At 62.6% G+C, this 25,224-nt stretch carries 20 protein-coding genes and 1 tRNA gene; 10 read left to right on the top strand and 11 right to left on the bottom strand.

Annotated features, from left to right (window positions below; genetic code table 11):
• Positions 1-137 precede the first annotated feature (137 nt).
• On the bottom strand, positions 138-1,115 hold the full coding sequence (locus KP004_RS11680) for a GlxA family transcriptional regulator (protein WP_216798718.1): 978 nt from the start codon (positions 1,113-1,115) through the stop codon (positions 138-140).
• A gap of 179 nt (positions 1,116-1,294) precedes the next feature.
• Between KP004_RS11680 and KP004_RS11675 the strand changes: the two genes are divergently transcribed.
• Positions 1,295-1,549, top strand: a complete 255-nt coding sequence (locus KP004_RS11675) for a type II toxin-antitoxin system HicA family toxin (RefSeq protein WP_216798717.1) — start codon at positions 1,295-1,297, stop codon at positions 1,547-1,549.
• Complete coding sequence (locus KP004_RS11670; RefSeq protein ID WP_216798716.1) at positions 1,546-1,872, top strand: type II toxin-antitoxin system HicB family antitoxin; 327 nt, start codon at positions 1,546-1,548, stop codon at positions 1,870-1,872. Before KP004_RS11675 ends, KP004_RS11670 begins: the two co-directional genes overlap by 4 nt.
• A gap of 12 nt (positions 1,873-1,884) precedes the next feature.
• Here KP004_RS11670 and KP004_RS11665 read toward each other — a convergent pair whose 3' ends face one another.
• A complete protein-coding gene (locus KP004_RS11665; RefSeq protein ID WP_216798715.1) occupies positions 1,885-2,388 on the bottom strand; it encodes a ferritin-like domain-containing protein in 504 nt (167 codons plus the stop codon).
• Between the two features lie 224 nt (positions 2,389-2,612).
• On the opposite strand from KP004_RS11665, the gene KP004_RS11660 reads away from it, so the two are divergent.
• On the top strand, positions 2,613-4,232 hold the full coding sequence (locus tag KP004_RS11660) for an NADP-dependent glyceraldehyde-3-phosphate dehydrogenase (RefSeq protein ID WP_216798714.1): 1,620 nt from the start codon (positions 2,613-2,615) through the stop codon (positions 4,230-4,232).
• Positions 4,233-4,377: 145 nt separating this feature from the next.
• On the opposite strand, the gene KP004_RS11655 is transcribed toward KP004_RS11660, so the two are convergent.
• Positions 4,378-6,990 carry a GGDEF/EAL domain-containing response regulator gene (locus KP004_RS11655; protein WP_216798713.1) on the bottom strand — a complete coding sequence of 871 codons (2,613 nt, stop codon included), beginning with the start codon at positions 6,988-6,990 and terminating at the stop codon, positions 4,378-4,380.
• 311 nt (positions 6,991-7,301) lie between these two features.
• Between KP004_RS11655 and pstS the strand changes: the two genes are divergently transcribed.
• The 4 genes from pstS (at position 7,302) to KP004_RS11635 (ending at position 11,005) form a co-directional block, all read left to right on the top strand.
• Positions 7,302-8,330 carry a phosphate ABC transporter substrate-binding protein PstS gene (pstS, locus tag KP004_RS11650; protein ID WP_216798712.1) on the top strand — a complete coding sequence of 343 codons (1,029 nt, stop codon included), beginning with the start codon at positions 7,302-7,304 and terminating at the stop codon, positions 8,328-8,330.
• Between the two features lie 344 nt (positions 8,331-8,674).
• Positions 8,675-9,439, top strand: coding sequence for a methionine ABC transporter ATP-binding protein (locus KP004_RS11645; RefSeq protein WP_216798711.1), 765 nt, complete (start codon positions 8,675-8,677; stop codon positions 9,437-9,439).
• 15 nt (positions 9,440-9,454) lie between these two features.
• Positions 9,455-10,123 (top strand): methionine ABC transporter permease, encoded by a 669-nt coding sequence (locus KP004_RS11640; RefSeq protein WP_216798710.1) that lies wholly within the window; start codon positions 9,455-9,457, stop codon positions 10,121-10,123.
• 30 nt (positions 10,124-10,153) lie between these two features.
• Positions 10,154-11,005, top strand: a complete 852-nt coding sequence (locus KP004_RS11635) for a MetQ/NlpA family ABC transporter substrate-binding protein (RefSeq protein ID WP_216798709.1) — start codon at positions 10,154-10,156, stop codon at positions 11,003-11,005.
• A gap of 356 nt (positions 11,006-11,361) precedes the next feature.
• Here KP004_RS11635 and phoU read toward each other — a convergent pair whose 3' ends face one another.
• From phoU to KP004_RS11605, 6 genes are all read right to left on the bottom strand, one after another.
• Positions 11,362-12,033, bottom strand: coding sequence for a phosphate signaling complex protein PhoU (gene phoU / locus KP004_RS11630; RefSeq protein WP_216798708.1), 672 nt, complete (start codon positions 12,031-12,033; stop codon positions 11,362-11,364).
• Positions 12,034-12,102: 69 nt separating this feature from the next.
• The gene (gene pstB, locus KP004_RS11625; protein ID WP_216798707.1) at positions 12,103-12,861 is read right to left on the bottom strand and encodes a phosphate ABC transporter ATP-binding protein PstB; all 759 of its coding nucleotides are present in this window, start codon (positions 12,859-12,861) and stop codon (positions 12,103-12,105) included.
• A gap of 93 nt (positions 12,862-12,954) precedes the next feature.
• Positions 12,955-13,797: a phosphate ABC transporter permease PstA gene (gene pstA / locus KP004_RS11620; RefSeq protein ID WP_216798706.1), complete on the bottom strand. Its 843-nt coding sequence runs from the start codon at positions 13,795-13,797 to the stop codon at positions 12,955-12,957.
• Positions 13,794-14,798, bottom strand: a complete 1,005-nt coding sequence (gene pstC / locus KP004_RS11615) for a phosphate ABC transporter permease subunit PstC (RefSeq protein ID WP_437178128.1) — start codon at positions 14,796-14,798, stop codon at positions 13,794-13,796. Before pstC ends, pstA begins: the two co-directional genes overlap by 4 nt.
• Positions 14,799-15,117: 319 nt before the next feature.
• Positions 15,118-15,194 (bottom strand) — tRNA-Arg (locus KP004_RS11610).
• 90 nt (positions 15,195-15,284) lie between these two features.
• Positions 15,285-15,983, bottom strand: a complete 699-nt coding sequence (locus KP004_RS11605) for a DUF1573 domain-containing protein (RefSeq protein ID WP_216798705.1) — start codon at positions 15,981-15,983, stop codon at positions 15,285-15,287.
• Between the two features lie 156 nt (positions 15,984-16,139).
• Here KP004_RS11605 and KP004_RS11600 point away from each other — a divergent pair, with 156 nt between their 5' ends.
• Positions 16,140-18,248: a DUF3426 domain-containing protein gene (locus tag KP004_RS11600; RefSeq protein WP_216798704.1), complete on the top strand. Its 2,109-nt coding sequence runs from the start codon at positions 16,140-16,142 to the stop codon at positions 18,246-18,248.
• A 94-nt stretch (positions 18,249-18,342) separates the two neighbouring features.
• Here KP004_RS11600 and KP004_RS11595 read toward each other — a convergent pair whose 3' ends face one another.
• On the bottom strand, positions 18,343-19,614 hold the full coding sequence (locus KP004_RS11595; protein WP_216798703.1) for an N-acetylmuramoyl-L-alanine amidase: 1,272 nt from the start codon (positions 19,612-19,614) through the stop codon (positions 18,343-18,345).
• Positions 19,615-19,640: 26 nt separating this feature from the next.
• Positions 19,641-22,250 carry a DNA mismatch repair protein MutS gene (mutS, locus tag KP004_RS11590; RefSeq protein ID WP_216798702.1) on the bottom strand — a complete coding sequence of 870 codons (2,610 nt, stop codon included), beginning with the start codon at positions 22,248-22,250 and terminating at the stop codon, positions 19,641-19,643.
• 313 nt (positions 22,251-22,563) lie between these two features.
• Here mutS and KP004_RS11585 point away from each other — a divergent pair, with 313 nt between their 5' ends.
• Positions 22,564-23,850, top strand: a complete 1,287-nt coding sequence (locus KP004_RS11585) for a nucleotide sugar dehydrogenase (protein ID WP_216798701.1) — start codon at positions 22,564-22,566, stop codon at positions 23,848-23,850.
• A 16-nt stretch (positions 23,851-23,866) separates the two neighbouring features.
• Positions 23,867-25,204 (top strand): putative sensor domain DACNV-containing protein, encoded by a 1,338-nt coding sequence (locus KP004_RS11580; RefSeq protein ID WP_216798700.1) that lies wholly within the window; start codon positions 23,867-23,869, stop codon positions 25,202-25,204.
• Positions 25,205-25,224: the final 20 nt, after the last annotated feature.

Genomic DNA, 25,224 nt, shown 5'->3' with positions numbered 1-25,224 from the left:
TCTCAGAACTTCTCCCAAAACGTTCAACCGGAATTCCGGCGTCACCCGGACTGCTGTTCACGAAGCGCAGCATGAGGCCTCGCGTCCTCCCCTTTGCGGAAGGGGAGACAGAGGGGATTTGCTGTTCGGGGAACTCCTCAAAACCGGGTCCGGTAGGCGAGGGGGGTGACCCCGACGTCCCGGATGAAGGCGCGCCGCATCTGCTCGGCGCAGGTGAAGCCGCTGTCGCGGGCGACGCGTTCCAGCGGCAGGGTGGTTTCCTCCAACAGGGCGACCGAGCGCTCCAGTCGGAGCTGGTCCAGGTACCTGGCCGGCGTCTTGCCCGTCTCGCGCAGGAACACCCGGGCGAAGTTGCGCGGGCTCATCGCCGCCCGCTGCGCCAGATCCTCCACCGTTACCTTGTGGCAGGGGTTCTCCCTGAGCCAGGCCAGCAGCGGGGCAAGCTGTCCCCCCTCGACCATCTGGGCCCGCAGTTGCGTGCTGAACTGGGCCTGGCCTCCCGGCCGCTTCAGGAACATCACCAGGCGCCGTGCCACGGCGAGCGCCGTCTTCCTGCCGAAATCCTCCTCTACCAGGGCCAACGCCAGGTCCATCCCCGCGGTCACCCCCGCCGACGTCGCCACGTGCCCGTCGCGGGTGTAGATGGCGTCGTTTTCCACCAGCACCTCCGGGTAGTCGCGTCGCAGTCGCTCCAAGTCCATCCAATGCGTGGTGGCGCGTTTTCCGTTCAAAATCCCCGCCTCGGCCAAGATGAGCGATCCCGTGCAGACCGAGACAAGGCGCCGTGCCCGCGGCCCCTCCGTTGCCAGCCAGGACAAGAGCCTCCGGTTCTGCATGGCCCGCGCGAGCGCGTCGTCCGGGCTTCCCGGCACCAGTATGGTGTCCGCCTGTTCCGGCAGATCCTCCCAGGCGTGATCCGCCACGATGCGCACCCCCGGGCAGGTGCTGAAAGGGGCGGCCTGTTCGGCCAGGATCACGATGCGGTAGCCGGGGCGGTCCGGGGCGGATTCTCCCAGGCAGCGGTTCAGCATGTTGAAGACCTCGATGGGCCCCGTCACGTCCAAGAGTTCCGCGCCTTCGTAGGCGGCGACCGCGATAGTGATTGGCGCGTCCATGGCACCTCCTCGTTTCCGCTCGTTGCTAGTCTGCCGGAATCATTACACAACACCGGCTCACGTTCAAGGACAACGAACCTGCAGATTCTGCCATTTTTACAGGTGGAGCGGTGTCGAAAGTGAAGAAGTGATATCAAAATATGATTGCAACCTGAACTTGCCTTGGGTATGCTGATCTCATGAACAAAAGCCACCGCCAAACTCTGGAAGCCATTTTCACGCATCCTGTCCCTTCGGGTTTGGAATGGCGCCGCATCGAGGCACTGTTCATCGCACTAGGAGCACAAACGATTGAGGGGAGCGGATCCCGCGTCCGTTTCTTCCTCAATGGTGTTGTTGCCACTTTTTACCGGCCTCACCCAGCTAAGGAGGCGAAGCCGTACCAAGTTCGAGACGCAAGAACCTTTCTGGAAAACGCAGGAGTTAAACCATGAGCACAATGACATACAGGGGATATGCAGCGAGGATCGAATACAGCGATGAGGATGCCTGTTTCATTGGACGCATCGCAGGCATCAAGGACGTCATCGGCTTTCATGCAGAATCGGTCCAGGCACTGCGGCAGGCGTTCGAGGAGGCCGTCGACGACTATCTCGCCACCTGCGAAAAACTGAAGAGGGCACCTCAGAAGCCATATTCCGGCAAAGTCATGCTGCGGCTTCCCCCAGAGGTTCATGCCCGTGCCGCCATGATGGCTGAGGCTCATGGTATGAGCCTCAACCAGTGGGCCGCCGAAGTCTTCTCTAAGGTCTCCTGAGAGGGGTGCCGGCTATCCCTTCAGCGCGCCCACCAGGAGTTCGTAATCCTCCAAAAGCGCCTGCAGGTCTTCCTCGTGCTCGACCTCCTGCTGCAGGATGGTGAGTACCATGTTGTAGGTGACCGGGTCCTTCTCACGGGTCAGGTCCAAGAGCTTCTTGTAGACGCCGATGGCGCACTGCTCACCCTTGATGTTCTGCTCCAGGATGGTCTTCACGAAGGGATCGTCGGGCGCGTCGTAGCCGCAGTTGGTGAACTTGTACCACTCCTCGGGCTTGGTCACCGGGGTGCCGCCCAACTGGATGATGCGCAACGCCACCATGTCCGCATGCGCCAGTTCCTCGGTCGCGTGCACCAAAAGCTCCGCGCCGACCGCATCCTTCATCGGCCCCTTCACCACTTTGGCACCCAGCCAATACTGGTAGTAGGCGAACCACTCGTCGCAGAAGGCGCGGTTGAGCAGGTTCAGGAGTTCTTCCACATCCATGCCGACTATTTCACGTCCCTTTGATCCCATACCTGTATCTCCTTGTTCCGGTGTAGTGTCCCCGTCAATACTGTTCGGACCAAAGCAGTATACTGGGCCTTTCGGCATCCGCAATCTCTGTATCGGTCTGAGAAGAAACCATCAAACAGTTGACCCTTCTTTTGTGTTGGCGTATAGCTGTCAGTCACACTCGGTATCAACCAGAGGCCGGATTCTCAGGTCCGGCAATGACGTCTGTCAGTAAGGAAGGCACAGTGAAGAAGAAGATCGCAGGTCTGTCCCCGCTGCCGCAGGAAATCCCTGTTCCCTATCGCATAGCGAACCCGATCCGCCAGGACTACTACCTAATCGGCGGCGAACTGCGCCGCTGGGAAGGCCCCATGCAGGAGGTGCTCTCACCGGTGCAGGTGCTCGACGGCGCCGAGCCCCGCGCGCAGAGGATCGGTGAGGCGCCCGCCCTTTCCGTGGCCGCCTCGCTCGAGGCGCTCGACGTGGCGGTCAACGCCTACGATAACGGCCGCGGGGCCTGGCCCACCATGTCGGTCGGGGAGCGCATCCAGTGCGTGACCTGCTTCAGCCGCGCCGTGAAGGAAAAGCGCAGCGAGGTGGTGAAGCTCCTCATGTGGGAGATCGGCAAGTCCCTGAAGGAAGCGGAGGCCGAATTCGATCGCGCGCTCGCCTACCTGAAGGACACCGTCGATGCGCTCAAGGAGCTGGACCGCGTCTCCTCGCGCTTCGTGATCCACCAGGGGATCATCGGCCAGATCCGCCGGGCGCCGCTGGGCGTCGTGCTCTGCATGGGACCCTACAACTTCCCCCTCTACGAGACCTTCACCACGCTGATCCCGTCGCTGGTCATGGGGAACACCATCATCCTCAAGCCGCCGCGCTTCGGCATCCTCCTCTTCGAGCCGCTGCTCTCGGCCTTCCGCGACTGCTTTCCGGCCGGCGTGGTCAACACGGTGTACGGCGACGGCGAGGAGGTGCTGCCTCCCCTGATGGCCAGCGGCCGCATCGACGTGCTGGGTTTCATCGGCACCAGCAAGGTCGCCGACGCGCTGCGCGCCAGCCACCCCCGTCCGCACCGGCTGCGCTGCGTGCTGGGGCTCGACGCCAAGAACCCCGCCATCATCCTCCCCGACGCGGACCTCGATCTCGCCGTGGAGGAGTGCCTCTCCGGCGCGCTCAGCTTCAACGGCCAGCGCTGCACCGCGCTGAAGATCATCTTCGTGCACCGAAACATCGCCGAGCGTTTCCTGGAGGGGATGGCGCTGGGGATCGCGGCGCTCAAGTGCGGTGTGCCCTGGCAGGACGGGGTCGCCATCACGGCGCTCCCCGAACCCGAGAAGCCGGAATACCTCGAGGGGCTTTTGCGCGACGCCGAGGCGCACGGCGCCCGGGTGGTGAATCCCGGCGGCGGCACGCGGAGCGGTTCCTTCTTTTATCCGGCGCTCCTCTACCCGGTGACCGACCGGATGCGGGTCTACCACGAGGAGCAGTTCGGCCCGGTGGTGCCGGTGGTGGTCTACGACGACCTGAAGGAGACCATCGACTACGTGGTGCAGTCCAACTACGGCCAGCAGGCGAGCATTTTCGGCAGGAACGAGGAACAGTTGTCGCAACTGATCGACGCCCTGGTGAACCAGGTATGCCGCATCAACATCAACAGCAAGTGCCAGAGAAGCCCGGACAGCTTCCCCTTCAACGGAAGGAAGAACTCCGCCGAGGGGACCCAGTCCGTGGCCGACGCGCTGCGTGTCTTCTCGATCCGGATCGTGGTCGCCGCGCGTGAGACCGACGCCAACCGCGACATCATCACCGGCATCGTGAAGGAAAGAAAGTCCCACTTCCTGTCCACCGATTACATACTCTGAACAGGGAGACGTGAAAAGGGGACAGGCACCTGCGGAGCCAGTCCCCCACCCCCTACCCCCCTCCCGCGAGGGGAGGGGGGCTTGGGAATAGCTGGACAGGTGTGGCTCTGGTCTTTGCTCTGCGAGGGGCTCCCGGTCGCTCCGGTCAAGCCCGGACGAGAGGGGAGGGGACGGCGTTGTTACGCAGGTAGGGAACAATCTCTTCCGGCGGTAGCGGGCGGCTGAAGTAGTATCCCTGCAGGATGTCGCAGCGCTGCCCCTGCAGGAAGCGGCACTGGGCCTCGGTTTCCACGCCCTCGGCGACCACTTCCTTGCCCAGGGTGTGGGCCAGCGCGATGGTCGCCGCGGCGATTTCGGCGTCGTCGGTGTCGGTGTCGATGTCTTTCACGAAGGAACGGTCGATCTTCAGGCGGTGCACCGGAAAGAGCTTCAGATAGCTCAGCGATGAGTAGCCGGTGCCGAAGTCGTCGATGGCCAGCTCCACCCCCATCTCCCTGAAACCGCGCAGGTGCAGGATCGCATCGGCCGGGTTCTCCATCGCCGAACTCTCCGTTATCTCCAGTTCCAGCAGGTGGGACTCGATCCCGGTCTCCCGCAGCACGTCCTGCAACAGGGCGGGAAGGTTGTCCTGCTTGAACTGGCGCGCCGAGAGGTTGACCGACACCCTGAGCGGTGGCAGTCCCGCCGCCAACCAGGCGGCCAACTGCCGGCAGGCCGTTTTCAGAGCCACTTCCCCTATGGCGACGATCATCCCGGTTTCTTCGGCGACGGGAATGAACCGGTCCGGCGTCACCAGCCCGTGCACCGGGTGCTGCCAGCGCAACAGCGCCTCGACGCCGATCACCCGCCCCGTGCTCATCTCGATCTGCGGCTGGTAGTGCAGCAGGAACTCTCCCCGCTCGATCGCCACCCGCAGGTCCCCCTCCAGGACCAGCCTCTCCTGCACCGTCTGGTTCATCTCCTCGGTAAAAAACTGGAAGTTGTTCCGCCCCCCCGCCTTGGCGTGGTACATGGCGAGGTCTGCGTTCTTCATCAGTTCCTGGACCGTCTCACCGTCATCGGGGAAGATGCTGATGCCGATGCTCGGGGTGACGCTCAACTCGTGTCCCTCGACGTAGTAGCTCTGGGAGAGGGCGTGCTGGATCTTGCGAATCGCGTGCGCCGCGGAAATGTTGCAGCGGAGCAGGGGGAGCCCCACGACGAACTCGTCGCCCCCCAGACGCGCCACGATGTCCGCGCTCCGTATCGATTCCAGCAGGCGCCCCGCCACCTGGAAGAGGAGGTGGTCCCCGACGTGGTGTCCCAGCGAGTCGTTGATGTTCTTGAAGCGGTCCAGGTCGATGAAGATCAGTGCCAGGCGGCTGCCGCATCGTTTGGCCAGTTCCAGGGAGTGGGCCAGGCGTGCCATCAGGCTGAAGCGGTTGGGGAGTTTGGTGACCGGGTCGTGGTGCGCGAGGTACTCGATCTTCTGGGTATGCTGTTCCCGTTCTTTCAGGCGGCGTGCCGTTTCTTCGAGGAGCGCCCGTTCCACCTCCAGCCGGTGGTCCTCCCGGACCATGTTGGCCAGGGCGAAGGATATGTCCGCCCCCATCTGGCGCAATAATTCGATTTGCGGGCGGTCGAAATAGTTCTTCTTGTCGGCGTAGAGGGTGAGGGCGCCGATGACCTCGCCCTCCTGCCGCAGCGCGATGCTCGCCGAGGCGCGGATGCCGTAGGCTCTCCCCCGCTCGTGCCAGGGCGCCGTTATGGGCGCATTGAGGAAGTCGTTGCAGATGTAGAAGCTGCCGTTTTTGATGGCGGTAGCGGTCGGCCCGCTGCCGGTCGGCTCCTGGTTCAGCCCGATGGTAAGGTCGTCGAGGTAGGCCGTCGTGCCACGGGCGGCCACCACCTGGACCAGTGTCCCCCCTGCGTCGACCATACCGACCCAGGCGAGCTTGAAACAGCCGTGGTCGACCGCGATGCGGCAGAAATCGTGGAACAGCGATTCCCGGTCCTTTGTGTGCACCACCGCCTTGCTGGTTTCGGAGAGCACCGAGTGGAGCCGGTTCAGCCGCCGCACGCATTCCTCGGCACTTTCCCTTTCCGCGATCTCCTGCCTCAGTTCGCTGATGGTGTTTCTGAGTTCCACCGTCCGTTTGGCAACCCTTGTTTCCAGTTCTTCGTTCAGCCTTCTCAGGGCGTCATGGGTCTTCGATATCTCCTGGTTCTTCTCCACGGCCAGTTCGTAGGTCGCCAGCAGAAGATCGATGATCTGCGGTTTGGAAGCGGCGATGGCGTAGCGGTTGCCGTAGTAGTTGCAGCTCACCGCGCCGTCCTCTCCGGCGACACAGCCACCCTGGTCCCGCCGCAAGGCGGCTGCCACCCGCGACAGCAGGATCCCGTTGTGGTACGGCTTCGAGATGAAGTAATTGGCCCCCACCTCGAGGCTGCGCAGTACGTGGGTCGGGTCGTTGAGGTGGGTGAGCAGTATGATCGGAAGTTGGCTCGCCTCTTTCAAAACCCTGATCCGGCGGCACAGTTCGAAGCCGTCCATGTCCGGCATGATGACGTCGCTGATGACCAGGTCCGGCTTGGTTGCGGCCAGCCCCGCGAGGGCCTCCGTGGCGTCGCGGCGCACCAGCACGCGGTAGCCTTCGCCGGTGAGGAGATGTTCCAGTCGCTTCACCTGTGTCGGGCTGTCGTCCACCAGCAGAATGGTGCACCCCTCTGCTGTGCCGTGACGCTCGGAGCGCTGCGCTTTGTCTTCAATGGTAGCCATCTCTGCCCCCAACCAGGTCCGGCAGGTCCCCGGCCTACTCCTTTCAACGCGTTCCTGCTCGGCCCCAGTATCCCCTTTTCGGGGACCCTGATTGTCGGCTTTAGGAGTTTTTATTAATATCGTTTTATTTTTGCAGGGCAAGAGAGAAAGTCTCGGCTCGGCTCTTTCCTGATGTGTCCTTCTGACGGAGAAGGGCGTACCTGGCGCTGCAGTCTGGTTCCGGTTTCTTTTTTACAAACTCTTGCAGCGGTTGTAACCGGACTGCAACAAAACGCCGCTATAGTCGCCTCAAACCCAAAGAGGAGGAAAAGATGATTCAGACCATTAAGAAAGCATTCCTTGCCCTTGCCCTGGTCGCCGCAGTCGGTGCTGCGGGCGAGGCATCCGCTGAGACCCTTATCAACGGCGCCGGAGCCACCTTCCCGTACCCGTTGTACTCCAAGTGGTTCAGCGAGTACGCCAAGGCCGACAAGAGCGTGAAGTTCAACTACCAGTCCATCGGCAGCGGCGGCGGCATCAAGCAGATCACCGCCCAGACCGTCGACTTCGGTGCCAGCGACAAGTTCCTCTCCGACGCGGAGCTCAAGGGTGCGCCCGGCAAGCTGATCCACATCCCGACCGTCATGGGTGCCGTGGTGGTGACCTACAACCTCCCCGGCGTACCTTCCGGGATCAAGCTCAACTCCGAGGATCTGGCCAATATCTACCTGGGCAAGATCACCAAGTGGAACGACCCGAGGATCGCCGATGACAACAAAGGCGTGAACCTGCCGGCGAAGCCGATCATAGTGGTGCACCGCTCCGACGGCAGCGGTACCACCAGCATCTTCACCGACTACCTTTCCGGTGTGAATGCCGAGTGGGCGAAGAAGGTAGGGAAGGGCGCTTCGGTGAAGTGGCCGGTCGGCCTGGGCGGCAAAGGAAACGAAGGGGTCGCCGGGCAGATCAAGACCACGCCGTACACCATCGGCTACGTGGAACTGGCCTATGCCTTCGAAAACAAGCTTCCCTACGCCTCTTTGAAAAACCAGGCCGGGGTCTTTGTGGAGCCTTCCATCAAGTCCACCAGCGCCGCTGCAGCAGCTGCGGTTAAGCACATGCCCGCAGATTATCGCATCTCCCTGGTGAACCAGCCCGGCAAGGACGCCTACCCGGTGGTCGGTTTCACCTGGCTGCTGGTGTACGAAAACCAGAAGGACCCGGCCAAAGGCAAGCACCTGGTCGAGTTCCTGAACTGGGCCATGATCAAGGGGCAGAAGATGGCCGCCCCGATGCTGTACGCTCCGCTTCCCGAGAGCGTGGTGAAGATGGTGCAGAAGACCATCAAAACCATCAAATAGTTCGACAAAAGGGACTGGCTCCGATAGGTGCCGGTCCCCCTTTGAGTAGCGATGGGAACAGGGGACTGGCTCCGCAAGGTGCCTGTCCCCCTTGGTTCAGGGGGTGGGTCGGCGTTTTGCCGGCCCACCTTTTTTTTCGTGACAAGATACATTCTACGGCGTTTGCGGGTGGGTTTGTTTGTGTTAATATGACTACGTACTTGACTTTTACGGTCAAATTTGATAAACCCCCTATCACCATAATTGACTAAAGCAGAAAGCGCCAAACGCCGACCAGAATGCTGGAGGCATAAGAGAATTCCGTTGCCTCCTTTTGGCATCAGTGTCTCATTCCCGGGGGGCAAGTGATTACCATCGACAGCCTGAACAAGCTGTACCATACGCCGCGCGGAACGTTCACCGCGTTGCGCGACGTCAACCTGCAGATCGAGAAGGGGGACATCTTCGGCATCATCGGGCTGAGCGGTGCGGGCAAGTCCACCCTGATCCGCTGCCTGAACCGGCTCGAGGAGCCCGACAGCGGCAGCATCGTCATCGACGGCAGGGAGATCACCCGGCTGGCGACGCACGAGTTGCGTGAAGCGCGCAAGAAGGTCGGCATGATCTTCCAGCACTTCAACCTGCTCGATTCGAGGACGGTGCAGGGAAACGTCGCCTTTCCCCTCGAACTGGCCGGCTACCCGCGCAAGGAAATCGCGCAGCGGGTCGAGGAGATCCTGGACCTGGTCGGGCTTTCCGACAAGGCCGGCAGCTACCCGGCGCAGCTCTCCGGTGGTCAAAAGCAGCGGGTCGGCATCGCGCGCGCCCTCGCCAACCACCCGGATGTGCTCCTGAGCGACGAGGCCACCTCGGCGCTCGACCCGCAGACCACCAGCTCCATCCTGGAACTGCTGGCCGACATCAACCGCAAGCTCGGCCTCACCATCGTCCTGATCACCCACGAAATGAGCGTGATCCGGCAGATCTGCAGCAAGGTGGCGGTCCTGGACCGGGGCGAGATCGTCGAGAGCGGACCGGTGCAGCAGGTCTTCTCGGCGCCTTCCAGCGCGACCATGAAGCTGTTTTTGGAACACAGCGCGCAGTTGCAGGGGTACGGAGCGGGTATCTAGAGCGAGGAGATGACGATGCATGAAGACCTGATACCGATGCTCCTGACGGGCTTCGGAGAAACGCTGTACATGGTGGTGCTGTCCACCGTCGCGGCCATCGTGCTGGGACTCCCGCTCGGGGTGCTGGTCGTGATCACCTCAACCGGTCACGTCCTGGAGTCGCCGCGGTTGAACCGCGTCCTGGGTGCCCTGATCAACGTCACCCGCTCCTTTCCCTTCATCATCATGATCGTGCTGCTGTTGCCGCTGTCGCGTTTTCTGGTGGGGACCACGCTGGGAGCCACGGCCGCCTGCGTTCCGCTCTCGATCGCGGCGGCACCGTTTCTGGCGCGCATCATCGAGAACAGCCTGAAGGAAGTCGATCGCGGCAAGGTGGAGGCGGCCCTGGCCATGGGGGCGACGCCGCTGGAGATCGTGCGCAAGGTGCTGATTCCCGAGGCGCTGGCGTCGCTGGTGCTCGGACTGACCCTGGCAGTCATCACCATCACCGGGTTCACCGCGACCGCCGGGGCGATCGGGGCGGGGGGGCTCGGGAGCCTCGCCATCCGTTACGGCTACATGCGCTACCGCGAGGACGTCATGTTCGCCACCGTCCTCATCCTGGTCGTTTTTGTCCAGGGGGTGCAGTGGAGCGGCGACCGGCTGGCGCGATGGATCAACAGAAACCAACATAGGCTCGGCTAAGGGCCTGATTACCAACGGAGGGACACAAAGATGAAGAGCAGATTTACCGGCAGGTTGAGCGTAGCCCTGGTCGCACTGGCACTGGTTGCAGTGGCCGCGGCGGGTTGCAAGAAAAAGGAAGGCGAGGCCGGTAAGGGTGCCGAGGGCGCGGCCCCGGCGGCAGGGAAGACCTTGAAGGTCGGGGCGGCCGTGGTGCCGCACGCCGACATCCTCAAGTTGGTGGTTCCGAAGCTGAAGGAGCAGGGGGTTAACCTCGAGGTGGTGACCTTCGACGACGAGGTGCAGCTGAATCCTGCGCTTGCCGAGAAGCAGATCGACGCCAACTACTTCCAGCACGTCCCCTATCTCGAGGCCGTGGTAAAGGAAAAGAACTACCAGTTCAGCGTGGCCGGCAGCATCCACGTGGAGCCGATCGGCCTCTACTCGAAGAAGATCAAGTCGGTGGCCGAGCTGAAAAACGGCGCCCAGATCGCCGTCCCGAACAACCCCTCCAATGAGTACCGTGCCCTGGCGCTCCTGGAGAAACAGGGGCTCATCAAGCTCAAACCCGGCATCTCCAACTTCCAGGCGACGCCGCAGGACATCGTGGAGAACCCGAAGAAGATCAAGTTTGTCGAGGTCGAGGCGGCCCAACTCACCAGGACCCTCCCGGACGTGGACGGCGCGGTGATCAACACCAACTTCATACTCGACGCCAAGATCGACCCGCAGAGCGCCATCGCGCGTGAGGACGCCAAGTCCCCTTACGCCAACATCGTCGTTGTGCGCAAGGGTGAGGAGAACCGCGAGGACATCAAGAAGCTGCTGGCGGCGCTGCAGTCCCCCGAGCTCAAGCAGTTCCTCAAGGAAAAGTACGGCGCGGCCATCATTCCCGCCTTCTAGTCCCGCGCATCGCGCAGCGACCCGGCAGCCCGTGCCGGCATCACCAAGCGACTGCACCGACCTCACAGACAAAAAGCCCGTGCATCCAGCGCGGGCTTTTTTGATTCATCCAGGAAACAGGCCACCGCACCCAAGCATAAAGGAAACAGGCGACCTCCCCCAAGCACCAAGGGGACAGGCACCTGACGGAGCCAGTCCCCCCCTGCGCGGCGAGCCACGGTGTGCTCCACCCAACTCAATCCAGCCGAGATAAAGGCATCACGTTCCATGGGTGCTACATCCAACTCCATCCAGCCTAGATAAGGGCATCACGTTCCCCCCTTGTCAAAGGGGGGGCAGGGGGGATTTGGCCGGACCTACGCGATAGTATGCCGGATGTCCTTCCCCTTGATCATGAAGATGACCATCTCCGCGATGTTGGTGGCGTGATCGGCGATGCGCTCCAGGCACTTGGAAACCTGGATGATCTTCATCGCGCGGCTGATGGTCTTCGGGTCGGCCATCATGAAGGTCAGAAGCTCCCGCTGGATCTGCTCGTTCAGCTCGTCCACGCACTGGTCGTCCTGGCAGACCTTGATCGCCAGCGCATCGTCGCCGCGCACGAAGGCGTCCAGCGCCTCCTTCACCATGTCGGACGCGGCCTTCGCCATACGCGGCAGGTCGATATAGGGCTTCAGCGACGGCTCCTGGTTCAGCTCCCGCGCGCGCTTGCAGATGTTGGCGCACTGGTCGCCGATCCGCTCCAGGTCGGTCACTATCTTCAGTGCGAGCGTGATGAAGCGCAGGTCCCGTGCCGCGGGTTGCCGGCGCGCCAACACCTCCAGGCACTTCTCGTCGATCACCATCTCCAGGGTATTGATCTCGTGGTCGAACGCGATGGTGCGCTCTGCCAGCTCGGTGTCCCGCTCCACCAGGGATTTCATGGCGTTGGCGATCATCGATTCGACCTTGCCGCCCATCTCCAACAGCTTTTCGCGTATCACGTTCAGTTCGTTGTCGAACTGCTTGCTGAAATGCTCTCTCTCCATAGTGTCTCCTGTCTGTCTTGAGGGGGACTGGCTCCGCAAGGTGCCTGTCCCCTTTGTCTCTAGCCGTCCCTAGCCGAAACGCCCGGTGATGTAGTCCTCGGTCCGTTTCTGCTCGGGTGTGGTGAAGATCTTCTTGGTTTCGCCGCACTCTACCAGGTCCCCCATGTACAGAAATGCCGTGTAATCGGAGACGCGGGCGGCCTGCTGCATGTTGTGGGTGACGATGATGATGGTGTAGCGCTCCTTCAACTCCTCGATCAGTTCCTCGATCTTCAGGGTCGAGATGGGGTCCAGGGCGGAGGCCGGCTCGTCCATGAGGATGACTTCGGGCTTGACGGCGATGGTGCGCGCGATGCACAGGCGCTGCTGCTGGCCGCCGGAGAGCATCATGGCGTTGCTCTTCAGGCGATCCTTCACCTCGTCCCAGAGCGCCACGCGCTTCAGGCAGCTCTCGACTATCTCGTCGGCCTCCTCGCGCGGCAGCCTGCCGTTGAGCTTGTAGCCGGCGATGACGTTGTCGTAGATGGACATGGCCGGGAACGGGTTCGGCTTCTGGAACACCATGCCGACGCGACGGCGGATGGCCACCGGGTCCACGCCCTTGTCGTAGATGTCGCCATCGTCCACCAGGATCCTGCCGGTGACGCGCGCGGACGGAACCAGGTCGTGCATCCTGTTCATGGAGCGCAGCAGCGTTGACTTGCCGCACCCCGACGGCCCGATGATGGCGGTGACGCTGTGTTCCGGGAAGGTCATGCTGATGTCGTGCACCGCATGCGTCTTGCCGAAGTGAATGTTGACCTGTTCCAGTAGTACCTTGTTGTTCATCTCTTTCCTCTCGAAGTCCGTGTGCAGTTGAAGTCCGGCAAACTCAGGTGCCGCCGCCCCAACCTTAATCTCAACCTCAACCTTGACCTATCTTTATCCCGCCCGTCTGGTCCTGCCGAAGTAGCGCGCGGTGAGGCTCAAGGCGAACATCACCGTCACCAGCACCAGGGCTCCGGCCCAGGCGAGCTTGTGCCAGTCCTCGTAGGGAGCGATGGCGAAGCTGAAGATCTGCAGGGGGAGCGCCGCCATCGGCTGCAGGACGTTCTTGCTCCAGAACTGGTTGCCTAGTGCGGTGAACAGAAGCGGGGCGGTTTCGCCCGCGATCCTCGCCACCGCCAGCAGGACGCCGGTGAGGACGCCGGAAAGGGCGCTTCTCAGGGTCACCTTGAGGCTCGTGCGCCAGAAGGGAACGCCGAGGGCCAGTGAGGCCTCGCGCAGCGAGCCGGGCACCATCTTCAACTGCTCCTCCGTAGTGCGCAGCACGATCGGGATCATGATCATCGCCAGCGCCACCGACCCGGCCAGGCCGGAGAAGCCCTTCATGGGCACCACCAGCAGCGTGTAGGCCACCATGCCGGTGATGATGGATGGGGTGCCCGACAGGACGTCTGCGGCGAAGCGGATCACGGTGGATACCCTGGAACCGCCGAACTCGGAGAGGTAGATGGCCCCGAGGATGCCGATGGGAAGCCCGATCACCGAGGCGCCCGCGATCATGATAGCCGAGCCGACCATGCCGTTGGCCATGCCTCCGCCCGGCTCACCGGTCGGCGCCGGGATGTGGGTGAAGAAGTCGACGGAAAGCGAGCTGATTCCCATCTTCAGGATGTGGAAGAAGATGAGTCCGAGCGGCACCAGCACCGCGAGCGTGCAGGCGAGCATGATGAAACTCATCATGTGGTTCTTGGCCTTGCGTAACGCCATCCCGTGCATCATGCCGCACCTCCCTTGGCGCTTCTGGACACGCTCCAGATCAAGAGCCGCGCCATGGCGTTCACGACCAGGGTGACCACCATGAGGATCAGGCCGATTTCCATCAGCGCGGAGGCGTGCAGCTTCGACGTGGTCTCCGCGAATTCGTTGGCGATCACGCTGGGCATGGTGTAGGCGGGGGAGAGGAGCGACAGCGATATGTTGGGGGCGTTGCCGATCACCATGGTGACGGCCATCGTCTCGCCTATGGCCCGGCCGAGGCCGAGGATGGCGGCACCCAGGATGCCCGATTTGCCGTAGGGGAGGATGGCGATCTTGATGGTTTCCCAACGGGTGGCGCCCAGGGCGATGGCGGCCTCCTTCTGGCTCTGCGGCACCGCCAGCAGCACCTCGCGCGTGATGGAGGTGATGATCGGCACCACCATGATCATCAGGATGAAGATGGCGGCCAGCATGCTGACGCCGTAGGGGGCACCCTCGAAGAACGGGAGGAAGCCGAAATGCTCGATCAGGAACGGCTGGACCGTGCTCTGCAGCCAGGGTGCCATGACCAGCACCCCCCACAGTCCGTAGATGACGGAGGGGATGGCCGCCAGGAGTTCGACCAGCGGAGCCACTATCGAACCGATCTTGCCCGGGGCGATTTCCGTTATGAACAGTGCCGCGCCTATGCTCAGGGGAGTGGCGAGCGCGAGGGCCAGCACCGAGGAAACCACCGAGCCGTACAGGTAGGGAAGCGCCCCGAAGATCCCCTGCACCGCGTCCCATTCCTTTGAAATCACGAAGTTCCAGCCGAACTCCTTGATGGCTGGCAGGCTCTCGCCTGCCATCTCGTAGAGCATGAGTGCCAGTATCGCGAGGATGCTGAAGGCAAAAAAGGTTGTCAGGTAACGAAAGATGGCATCTCCACCCAGTTTCCTGGCCAATGCCGGTTCGGTTCTCGTACTGGCCGATTCGGGTCGGTCCGCCTCATGTGTGCAGCAGGAACGCATCTCTAACTCCACGTAGTTTCCTCCAAGTGTGGTCGCCCGGATCTGCTGAGGGACCGCTTCTGATACGCCCACAGCTTGCTGCATGGATGTTACAGGTTCGTTACAGTTGGCGGAAATGTTCATGAACAAAGACGTCGCTAAGCGGTCTTGGTTGGCAGGGGGCTTCCAGTGGTGACAGCCGCGCTGGCATCGCAGCGGGACGGCGAGTCGCTGGATCGAGCGGCATCGGCGCTCTAAGCCGTTTGGGAAGAAAGCGGTGAAAGGAAGGAAACAAAAAGGCCCTGATTTCTCAGGGCCTTTTGTCTAGACTGGTATGTCTGTATTTAAAACATGGTGGGCGAGACGGGATTCGAACCCGTGACCCCTGGCTTCGGAGGCCAGTACTCTATCCAACTGAGCTACCCGCCCGGGAAAGAACTCATTACTACACTATTTTGAGAACCAACTCAAGATCAAACTTTAAAAAAAGTCTCTGCTCCATCCTCTCCTGCCTCAGACTCACTTCGATATGGAACCGTACACCGGCACTGTGATCTCCTTCTTCTGGGGATGACTGGTGGTGACATGCAAATACCCGCTCAGGATCTTCGCCTCCGGCTTGGCCAGGACAGAGATCTCGATGGTGCCGGTCTCTCCCGGTTTCAATTCCGCTTTCCTGATGGTCGGCTTGATCTGTAACGAGGAGGAGGTGACCGTGACGTTCAGCAGCTTTATCGCCACGTTGCTGTTGTTGGTGACATTGATCCTGGCTTGAACGGGGGTGGTGCTGGTCACCGCGCCAAGGCTCACCTGTCGCGGGGTTACCTGCAGTTGATCGAGCACCGTCCCCTCCAGTGTGAAGGTGTAGCTCGGGGTCTTGCCGGCGTTGCTGGTCAGGGTGACTGTCTTGGAGACCTTTCCGGAGAACGAGGCGGAGTCGAAGGTCACTTCTATCTCGGCGCTTTTGCCGGGAGGGACCACCGAGACGCTTGGCTTGGCGGCGGTGCAACCGCAGGAGGCGTCCAGTTTCTTGATCTGCAGGGGGGCGTCGCCGTTATTTTTGATGGCGAAGGTATGCTGGACTTTCCTTCCTTGGGCGACGGTGCCGAAATTGAAAGTTCCGCGCTCTACGAGCAGTTCCGGCGCTGCAAATGAGACGGCGGTGCTGCACAGACTGACGAGCAGGAACAAAAGGTATACAAACGACGCACGTTTCATGGTGTTCCCCTTGTATAATCGCTGGGATGCGGTCCACCGGCTATTTATACCATAAAGGTGCCCGGGCGACCAGAATCATTGACACTATAATTTGCTTCTGTTATAGGAAACCGTTGAGAAAATTAATGGAAGATCCAAAACATTCCGGAGGGGTCGATGATTCTCCAATGCGACCAATGCAATACGAAGTTCAGGCTGGACGATTCCAAGCTGAAGCCGGGCGGCGTCAAGGTGCGCTGCTCCAAGTGCCGGCACGTGTTCGTGGCCGGTGCCGAGCAGAAGGCTGAGGAGTCGGATTTCGACGCCCTGCTGTCCGGACTCGGGGCTCCAGCCGCGGCTCAGGCCGAGAAGGAGCCGGCTGCTGCGCCTGCTGGCCAGGAGAACCCTCCTCTCCAGTTCGGTGCTGAGGCTCCCCAGCCGCAGCAGGACGACATGGCAGGATTCGACTTTGAACCCGAGCCCGCTCCTGCTCCTGCTCCCGTTGCCGCTCCCGCTACCGCTCCCGCTGCAGCCGCCGGTGCGGAAGCAGCCGGTGCAGACGATTTCGATTTCGGTGACATCAACGTGGAAACCGGCATGCCGGCCGGTAAGGAAACTCCTGCCGCAGCCGACAGCGGGTTCGACGAGTTCGAATTCAGCGACGAGCCGGTCGCTACTGCTGCGAACGCCCCGGCCCCGGCCGCCGGGGATTTCGATTTCGGGGAGTTCTCGTTCGACGAGACACCGTCCCCGGCCAAGGAAGAACCCGCGCCTGCCGCCGCAGAGTCTGCTCTGGATTTCGGCGAACTCTCCTTTGAAGATTCCGCCCCGGCAGTCAAGGAGGAGGCCCCTTCGGCCGCAGCGGATACGCTGGAGTTCGGCGAACTCTCCTTCGATGAACCTGCGCCCGCAGTGAAGGAGGAGGCTGCCGCTCAGCCCGCCGCCGATGCGTTCGATTTCGGCGAGTTCTCTTTCGACGAGAGCCCGGCCCCGAGCCAGGAACCGGCACCGGAAGCTCCTGCCGCAACTGCTGATTTCGGTGACTTCTCCTTTGATGAGACACCCGCTGCCGCCAAGGAAGAGGCCGCACCTGCCGAAACTGCCGAGTTCGGCGATTTCTCCTTTGATGAGGAACCCGCTGCCGCCAAGGAGGAAGCCGCACCTGCAGCCGACTCGCTTGAATTCGGGGATTTCACTTTCGATGAGCCGGCAGCCTCTCCCAAGGAAGAACCTGCCCCTGCTGCTGCCACCGATTCGTTTGATTTCGGCGACTTCTCCTTTGAAGAGCCGGCGGCTCCCGCCAAGGAAGAGCCTGCCGGACCGGAGGTGGGATCCTTCTCGTTTGAAGAAGATGCCGCGAGCGAGGCCGCAGGGGGTGGAGCTGCGAGTGCTGCTGTTGAGAGCGACAAGGAGGAGGCTGCCCCTGCTAAGGACGAGGAGTTCAGCTTCAGTGACTTCTCTTTTTCCGAGACGTCCAAGGCTGCGCAGGCGAGCGAAACAGCCGCTCCGGCGGCCGCTGCTGCGGGCCTGTTAGGGGCTGCCGCGGCTGTCAGCGCTGCCCAGGCCAAGGAGGAGCCCGCCGGTTCCACCGAACCCGCAGAGCCCAAACCGGCGGCCAAGTCGTCACTGGACTTCAGCTTCGGCGACAAGTCCTTCGCCGCCGCCGTTCCGGAGGAAGGCTTCGACGAGGAACTCCCCCCGCTGTCGATATCTTCCAGGCGCAAGGGGCGTTCCGCTGTTACCATCGCCATCGTGGGGATCTGCGTGGTCGTGGTGTTGGCACTGAGCGGTGCCGGCCTGTACCTGCTGCAAAGCGGTCCGGAGGCGATGAAAAAGCTTGATCAGTACGGCATCGGCTTCGTAGCCAAGTGGTTCGGCATCGAGGTCCCCGAGGAAGGGCGCATCACCATCAAGAACGCCCTGGCTTCGTTCCACCAGAACAAGGAGGCGGGCGAGCTGTTCGTGGTCAACGGCGAAGCGGTCAACTCCTTCCGCAAGGCGCGTGCCTCGATCCAGGTGAAGGTGAGCATCTTCGACAAGGCGGGCAAGGTGCTGGTGCAAAAGACAGCTTACTGTGGCAACCGCCTCTCAGCGGAACAGCTGAGCACGCTGCCGATGGCGAAGATTGAGTCCATCATGAACAACCAGTTCGGCGACTCGCTCTCCAATCTCGGCGTCAAGCCGGACCATTCCATCGGTTTCGTGGTGGCTCTTGCCAACGTGCCCAAGGAGGCGGCCGACTTCGGTGTCGAGGTGGTCGGCTCCACGGTGGCCTCAGGGCAGTAACCGGAACAGACAAGCAGACGACAATAAAAAAGGCCGGCATAATGCCGGCCTTTTTGCGTTTTACAACGGGAGAAGAAAATACGTCGCCGGTTGCTCAGGCCTTGTTCAGGCTGGTGATGTACCCCTTGATCCCGGCCAGGATGCCGTCGGCGGTGAGCGCCTGGTAGTGCGGATCCTTCAGTTTCTGCTCGTCCCGTTCGTTGCTCAAAAAGGCGGTCTCGACCAGGATGCTGGGCATGGTGGCGCCGACCAGGACGTAGAAGGGACCCTGCTTCACTCCGAGGTTCTTCACCGTGGGATATCCGGTTTGTGCCTTCTTGTAGAGCGACTTCTGCACCTCGTCGGCGAGATGGGCGGAGTCGTTCAGCTTGTAGTTGGCCATCAGGTCGAAAAGGATCGCCTGCAGCGTGCTTACCTTCTCCAGTGAGGTGCCGTTTTCCTTGGCGGCCAACTGGGCCACCTTCTCGGTCTTGGCGAGGTTCAAGTAGTAGGTCTCGATCCCGTTGGCGTTGCGGTTGAGCGAGGCGTTGGCGTGGATGGAGACGAACAGATCCGCCCCCACCTTGTTGGCGATCGCGGTCCGCTCCTGCAGCTCGATGAAGACGTCGGTGGAACGGGTCATGACGACATCGAGGCCCAACTCCTCTCGTATCTTCTGGGCCAGGTCCAGGCCGATCTGCAGCACGATGTCTTTCTCACGTGTCCCCGATGGGCTCACCGCGCCCGGGTCGTGTCCGCCGTGCCCCGGGTCGATCACGATCCTGCGGATCCGCCCCGGCTTGAACTTCGCCTGTTTACCTTTCTCTTTCTCTACCGGTTTCGCCTTCTCCGGCGGGTTGACCTTCTCCACGTTCTTGGGCTCGGTAGGCGCGCTCTCGATGACCTCTTTGGAAGCCGAGATCTCCTGCCTGCGGTCCCCTTTCACGTCCACGATGACACGGAAGGGGTCGGAAAAGGTGAAGACCTTGTACTCCTTGATGCTGTCCAGGTCGAGCACTACGCGCACCGTGGAGGCCGCGAACTGCGCGATGCGCACGCTTTTCAGCAAGCCGTCACCGATGTTGAGGTCCTTGACGCCGGGGTTGAGGTGGGTCCCCTGCAGGTCGAGGTAGAGCCGGTTCGGGAGCTTGTGGTGCTCGAAGTGCACCTCCTGATCCAGGGTGATGGAAACCCTGGTGTAGTCAGGGGTGGACCAGTGTTTCAGCTCGGTGACCGGCACCAGGGGGGCGCCGGGGGCGGCCTGGGCAGTTCCGTTCCAAAGCGGCGCGAGCAGCAAAGAGCCCTGCGCCGCCACGGTCCGGCAGGCGAGCCAGCGGCAGTAGGGGGCGGCCAGCCCGAGGTATTTCACGAATTCCCTACGCTTCATGCGCCTTGCCCTCTCGTCGGTGCCATCTAGATCATCCTCTTCAGTTCGTCCACCAGGTTCAGCGCCTCAAGCGGCGTCAAGAGCGCCACTTCCACGCCTTTGAGCCTCTCCCGGATCAGGTCCTCCCCCGCATCGAAGAGCGAGAGCTGCGGGGAGGGGGGCGGGGTCTTCTTGCCGCGCGCCAGCCGCGGTACGCCACCTTCGCCGTACTCACCCTTCTCCAGGTTGGCGAGGATCTCCTTGGCGCGGTCGATCACCGCCTGGGGAAGCCCGGCCAGGCGCGCCACCTGGATGCCGTAGGAGTGCGAGGCTCCGCCGGGAACGATCTTTCTCAGGAAGATGATGCGCTCGTTCCACTCGCGGACCGCGATGTTGAAGTTCTTGATCCCGGGGCGGGTGACGGCGAGCTCGGTGAGCTCGTGGTAGTGCGTAGCGAAGAGCGTCTTCGCCGCGTGCGCCTTGTTGTCGTGCAGGAACTCCGCGACGGCCCAGGCGATGGAGACCCCGTCGAAGGTGGAGGTGCCGCGACCGATCTCGTCCAGGATCACCAGGCTCTTGGCCGTCGCACCCCTCAGGATCGCGGCGCTCTCCATCATCTCCACCATGAAGGTGGAGTGGCCGCGGGCCAGGTTGTCCGAGGCCCCGACACGGGTGAAGATGCGATCCACCAGCGGGATCCGGGCCTTCTCGGCCGGGACGAAGCTCCCCATCTGCGCCATCAGGGTGATCAGCGCCACCTGGCGCATGAAGGTCGACTTACCGGCCATGTTGGGGCCGGTGATGATGATCAGCTGGTTCTCGCCGTTGTCCAGCAGCGTGTCGTTGGGGACGAAGCGCTCCGAGGCGTACATATCCTCGATGACCGGGTGCCTTCCCTCGGTGATGGAGAGCTCGCTGCCGTCGTGCACCTCGGGCCGGCAATACCCCTTGTCGTGGGCGAGTTCGGCGAGCGAGGCCAAGACGTCCAGGCAGGCCAGGCGGTCTGCGCTCCTGGCGATCCGCTCCCCCTGCGCCGCGGCAGCCTCGCGGACCTCCTGGAACAGGTTGAACTCGAGGTCCTTGATGCGGTCCTCGGCCCCCAGCACCTTCTCCTCGTATTCCTTTAGTTCCGGGGTGATGTAGCGCTCGGCGTTGGCGAGGGTCTGCCGCCTGATGTAGTCCTCGGGGATGGCGGAGACGTTGGCCTTGGTCACCTCGATGTAGTAGCCGAACACCTTGTTGTAGCGGATCTTGAGCGAGGAGATGCCGGTGCGCCCCTTTTCCTGGGCCTCCAGCCGGGCGATGAATCCCTTACCCTCGCGGCTGATGGCGCGCAGCTCGTCCAGTTCGGCGTTGTAGCCGTCGGCGATGATGCCGCCGTCGCGCAGGACGAACGGGGGATCCTCGACGATGGCGCGGGTGATCAGGTCGCAGATCTCCGAGAGCGGGTCGATGCCGCCGTCCAGCTCCTTCAGAAGGGGTGCCGCGCAGGCGGCGACCTGCTCCTTGATGGCGGGAAGCCGGGAAAGGGACGCTTTGAGCGCGGCCAGATCCTTGGCCGAGGCCGAGGCGAGGCTGATGCGCCCGTTCAGGCGTTCCAGGTCGTAGACCCCGGACAGGAGCGTCTTCAGCTCGGCTCTCACGCCGGGTGCCTCGATCAGCTCCTGCAGCGCGTCCTGGCGCCGGAGGATCTTCTCCTGGTCCATGAGCGGGTAGTTGATCCACTGCTTGAGCTTTCTCCCCCCCATGGCGGTGACGGTGCGGTCCATGAGCCCCAGCAGCGACCCCTTCCTCTTGCCGTCGGAGATGGTCTGGGTGAGCTCCAGGTTGCGCCGGGTCGACTCGTCCAGGAGCAGGTGCTGGTTCTGGCTGTAGGGGGTGATCCCGGTGACGTGCGGGGCATTCCCCTTCTGGGTGTCCACCAGGTAGTGCAGCACGGCCCCTGCCGCGAGCAGCGCCACCGGCAGGGTGTGGCACCCCAGGGTCTCGGCGCTGGCGCCCTTGAACTGGTTGCCGATCAGGCGGTTGCAGTAGTCGGTGTCGTAGACCCACTCCTCGAAGTAGGTGACGCTGCGGTCGGTGGCGACCGGCGCCATCTCCTTCGACCGTTGCGGCTCCCGGAAGGAAGAGGGGAGGATGATCTCGCGCGGCGCAATGCAGGCCACCTCGGCCAGTGCCGCCTGCAGACCGGAGAGCTCTGTGACGCGGAACTCGCCGGTGGAGAGGTCCAGGTAGGAGAGGCCGTAGCACTCGCCGTCGCAGCAAAGGGCGAGGAGGTAGTTGTTTTCCTTGGGGGAAAGCGAGGCATCCTCGACCACGAGACCGGGCGTGATCACCTTCACCACCTCGCGCTTCACGATCCCCTTGGCGAGCTTGGGGTCTTCGGCCTGTTCGCAGATGGCGACCTTCTCGCCGGCCTCGACCAGCTTGGCGATATAGGGGGCGCAGGAATGGTAGGGGACCCCGCACAGGGGGACCTCGGACCCGTCGGCGTTCTTGTTGCGCGAGGTGAGGGTGATGCCGAGGATGCGGGAGGCCTTCACCGCATCGTCGAGGAACATTTCGTAGAAGTCGCCGCACCGGAAGAAGAGGATGGCGTCGGGGTGTTCTGCCTTAATCTCGAGGAACTGCCGCATCATGGGCGTCATTTCAGACATTTGGAAACCTTTTCGGGGGAAGAGAAACGCGGGCATCTTAGCAAAATCGCGGGGTCATGTAAAGCTTCCCCGCCCTGGTTAGCCAAGAAACGGTAGGCCCGGGGGAGCGGGGAGGGGCGTCGTCGGGGGGGCGGCGAAAAAATGCATTTTTTGCACCCGCTCTCTGGAGCTTTGCGGCAAATAACTTAAAATTGCCTAATGTTTTTTTGTGGGGGCGGGGGGCGCTGCTGTCCGCGCTATGGGCAGCAGGAATGGGGCGAAGGTGACGCAGGCGTGAACGACCGGCACAAGGGGCCGGCAAGGGAGGTGCGGCATGGGGCACGGACGTAAGATTTCGGTGGTGGGGTTGGGCTACGTCGGCCTGCCGGTGGCGGTGGCGTTCGGCAAGATGCGCAGCACCATCGGCTTTGACATCAGCACGACAAGGATCGACGAGTTGCGCGCGGGGTGCGATCGGACCGGCGAGGTCGCCGCCGAGGAACTCGTCAGCGCGGACATCTGCTACACCAACAGGATCGAGGACCTGCGCGAGGCCGACTTCCACGTGGTGGCCGTTCCCACCCCGGTCGATCCGGCCAACCAGCCCGATCTTTCCCTGTTGTGCAGCGCGTCGGAGACGGTGGGGAAGGCCCTCAAGAAGGGGGACATCGTCGTGTACGAGTCCACGGTGTACCCGGGTGTGACCGAGGAGATCTGCCTCCCCATCCTGGAGCGGGTTTCGGGGATGAAGAGCCCGGAAGAGTTCACCGTGGGGTACAGCCCGGAGCGGATCAACCCCGGCGACAAGGAGCACACCTTCACCAGTATCCTGAAGGTGGTTTCCGGCCAGGACACCCGCACTCTGGACGTGGTCGCCTCGGTGTACTCCGAGGTGGTGGTCCCGGGGGTGCACCGGGCTCCCTCCATCCGGGTTGCCGAGGCGGCCAAGGTGATCGAGAACACCCAGCGCGACCTGAACATCGCCCTCATGAACGAGCTGGCACTCATCTTTGACCGGCTCGGCATCGACACCAGCGAGGTGCTGGCTGCGGCGGGGAGCAAGTGGAACTTCCTCAACTTCAAACCGGGGCTGGTCGGGGGGCACTGCATCGGCGTCGACCCGTACTATCTGACCTACCAGGCCGAAAAGATCGGATACATCCCGCAGGTGATCCTCGCCGGGCGGCGCATCAACGACGGCATGGGGAAATTCGTGGCGCAGCGTGCGGTTAAGGAGATCATCAGGGCGGGGCACCATGTGCTGGGCTCCTACGTGACGGTGCTGGGTCTCACCTTCAAGGAGAACTGCCCTGACCTCAGGAACTCCAAGGTGGTGGACATCCTGGCCGAGCTGGGGGACTACGGGCTGAAGATCCAGGTCTGCGACCCGATGGCCGATCCCCTGGAGGCCAGGAGTGCCTACGGGGTGACGCTCAAGGAGCCGGACCGGCTGCAACCGGCCGTGGCGGTCATCGTGGCGGTGGCCCACGACGTCTACCGGCAGTGGACCCCGGCCAAGTTCGCGAGCCTCATGGTGGAGAACCCGGTCCTGATCGACGTCAAGGGGATCTACGACAACCGTCAGATGGCCGCCGCGGGGATCAGGGTCTGGTGCCTGTGAGGGGGTGGAGGACGGCATGAGAGAGGGACATAGCTACCCCAGGGAACTGGTCGCCTTCATCCACGCGCGGTGGCGGGACGAGGCTTTCCTGGACCGGGTTTGCCCGGAGGCGGAGCGGGGGAGCCTGCAGCTCCCCGAACGCGGGGTACTGGAACAGGTGATCTCGACCTGCTACCAGGCGAGCCTTTTGCGCGAGGAGGAGCGCCCCGTCATGTTCCGACTGATCATCAGGGACTCCTACCTGTTCGCCGCCCACGAGGGGCCGCCGACCGGGATGCACCGCCTCATCTTCTCTAGGACGCGTCCCTTCAACGAGTACGAGCTGCACCGCCTGGCGCCCGCCGCCGACTTCTACCGCACCCTGATCGGCATCTTCATCGACCCGGCCCTGGGCGCCCAGATCTGGGGGCTGCTCCACTCGGGGACCCGTTGGATGCATGCCGTGTACGGCGGCAGGAAAACCTCCCCCCCCATGCCGCCCAGCCTGGTGGTCTACGTCACCGGTCCCGGGCAGATCTCGGTCTGCATCGGGGACGAGATCATCGCCTCGCTGAACGGGGGGCAGATCAACTGTCCTACCCTCGACGTCTTCAACTCCGACTGGATGATGAAGAGCCTCGCCTCCCTGAACGACGAAACCTTCGCCCTGCACCGCAAGGCACGGCAGCGCGCCGAGCGCCCCTGGGCCGACCTTGACCCGCAGTTCGGCAGCAAGATCGGCCAGCAGGCGATCCGCCGCATTATCAGCGTGATCAGGAATTCCAACCATGGCGGCCTGTTGGTGTACCTGCCGGCGGAGATGGCCGAGGAGATCATGGAGCAGAACCCGTACCTGACCCTGAAGTACCAGTTCCTGGAATTCGATTCGCGGCAGCGCTTCCTGTCGCTCACCCTGCGTATCATGAATACCCTGGCGGAGATCAACGGGAGCGCGGCCTCGGAGGGGAGGATGGTGGGGTGGCACGAGTACGTCAACAGCAAGAACGAGAACATAGCGCTTCTGGACGAGGCCATCTTCGACGTCGCCCACTTCATCGCGGCGCTCTCCGCCGTGGACGGCGCGGTGGTCATCACCAAGCGCCAGGAGCTGCTCGGCTTCGGCGGCGTCATATCGGGGGATCTCGACAGCGTGGGAATGGTGGCGCATGCCCTGGACACGGAGGGCGAACAGTGCGAGTCGGTACTGAGCGAGGGGGTGGGCACCAGGCACCGGGCGGCGTATCGCCTCTGTCAGCGGCTGCACCAGGCCATCGCCATCGTCATCTCGCAGGACGAGAGCGTCCAGATCGTACGCTGGCACAACGGCTCGGTCACCTATTGGGATCAGATTCCCACCGGTGTGCCGGGGTTTTAGCGGGAAACGGGAGAGCCTGT

This window comes from Geomonas oryzisoli (assembly GCF_018986915.1).
Taxonomy (GTDB): Bacteria; Desulfobacterota; Desulfuromonadia; order Geobacterales; family Geobacteraceae; genus Geomonas; species Geomonas oryzisoli.
This window is presented reverse-complemented; position numbering and strand designations above follow the sequence as displayed.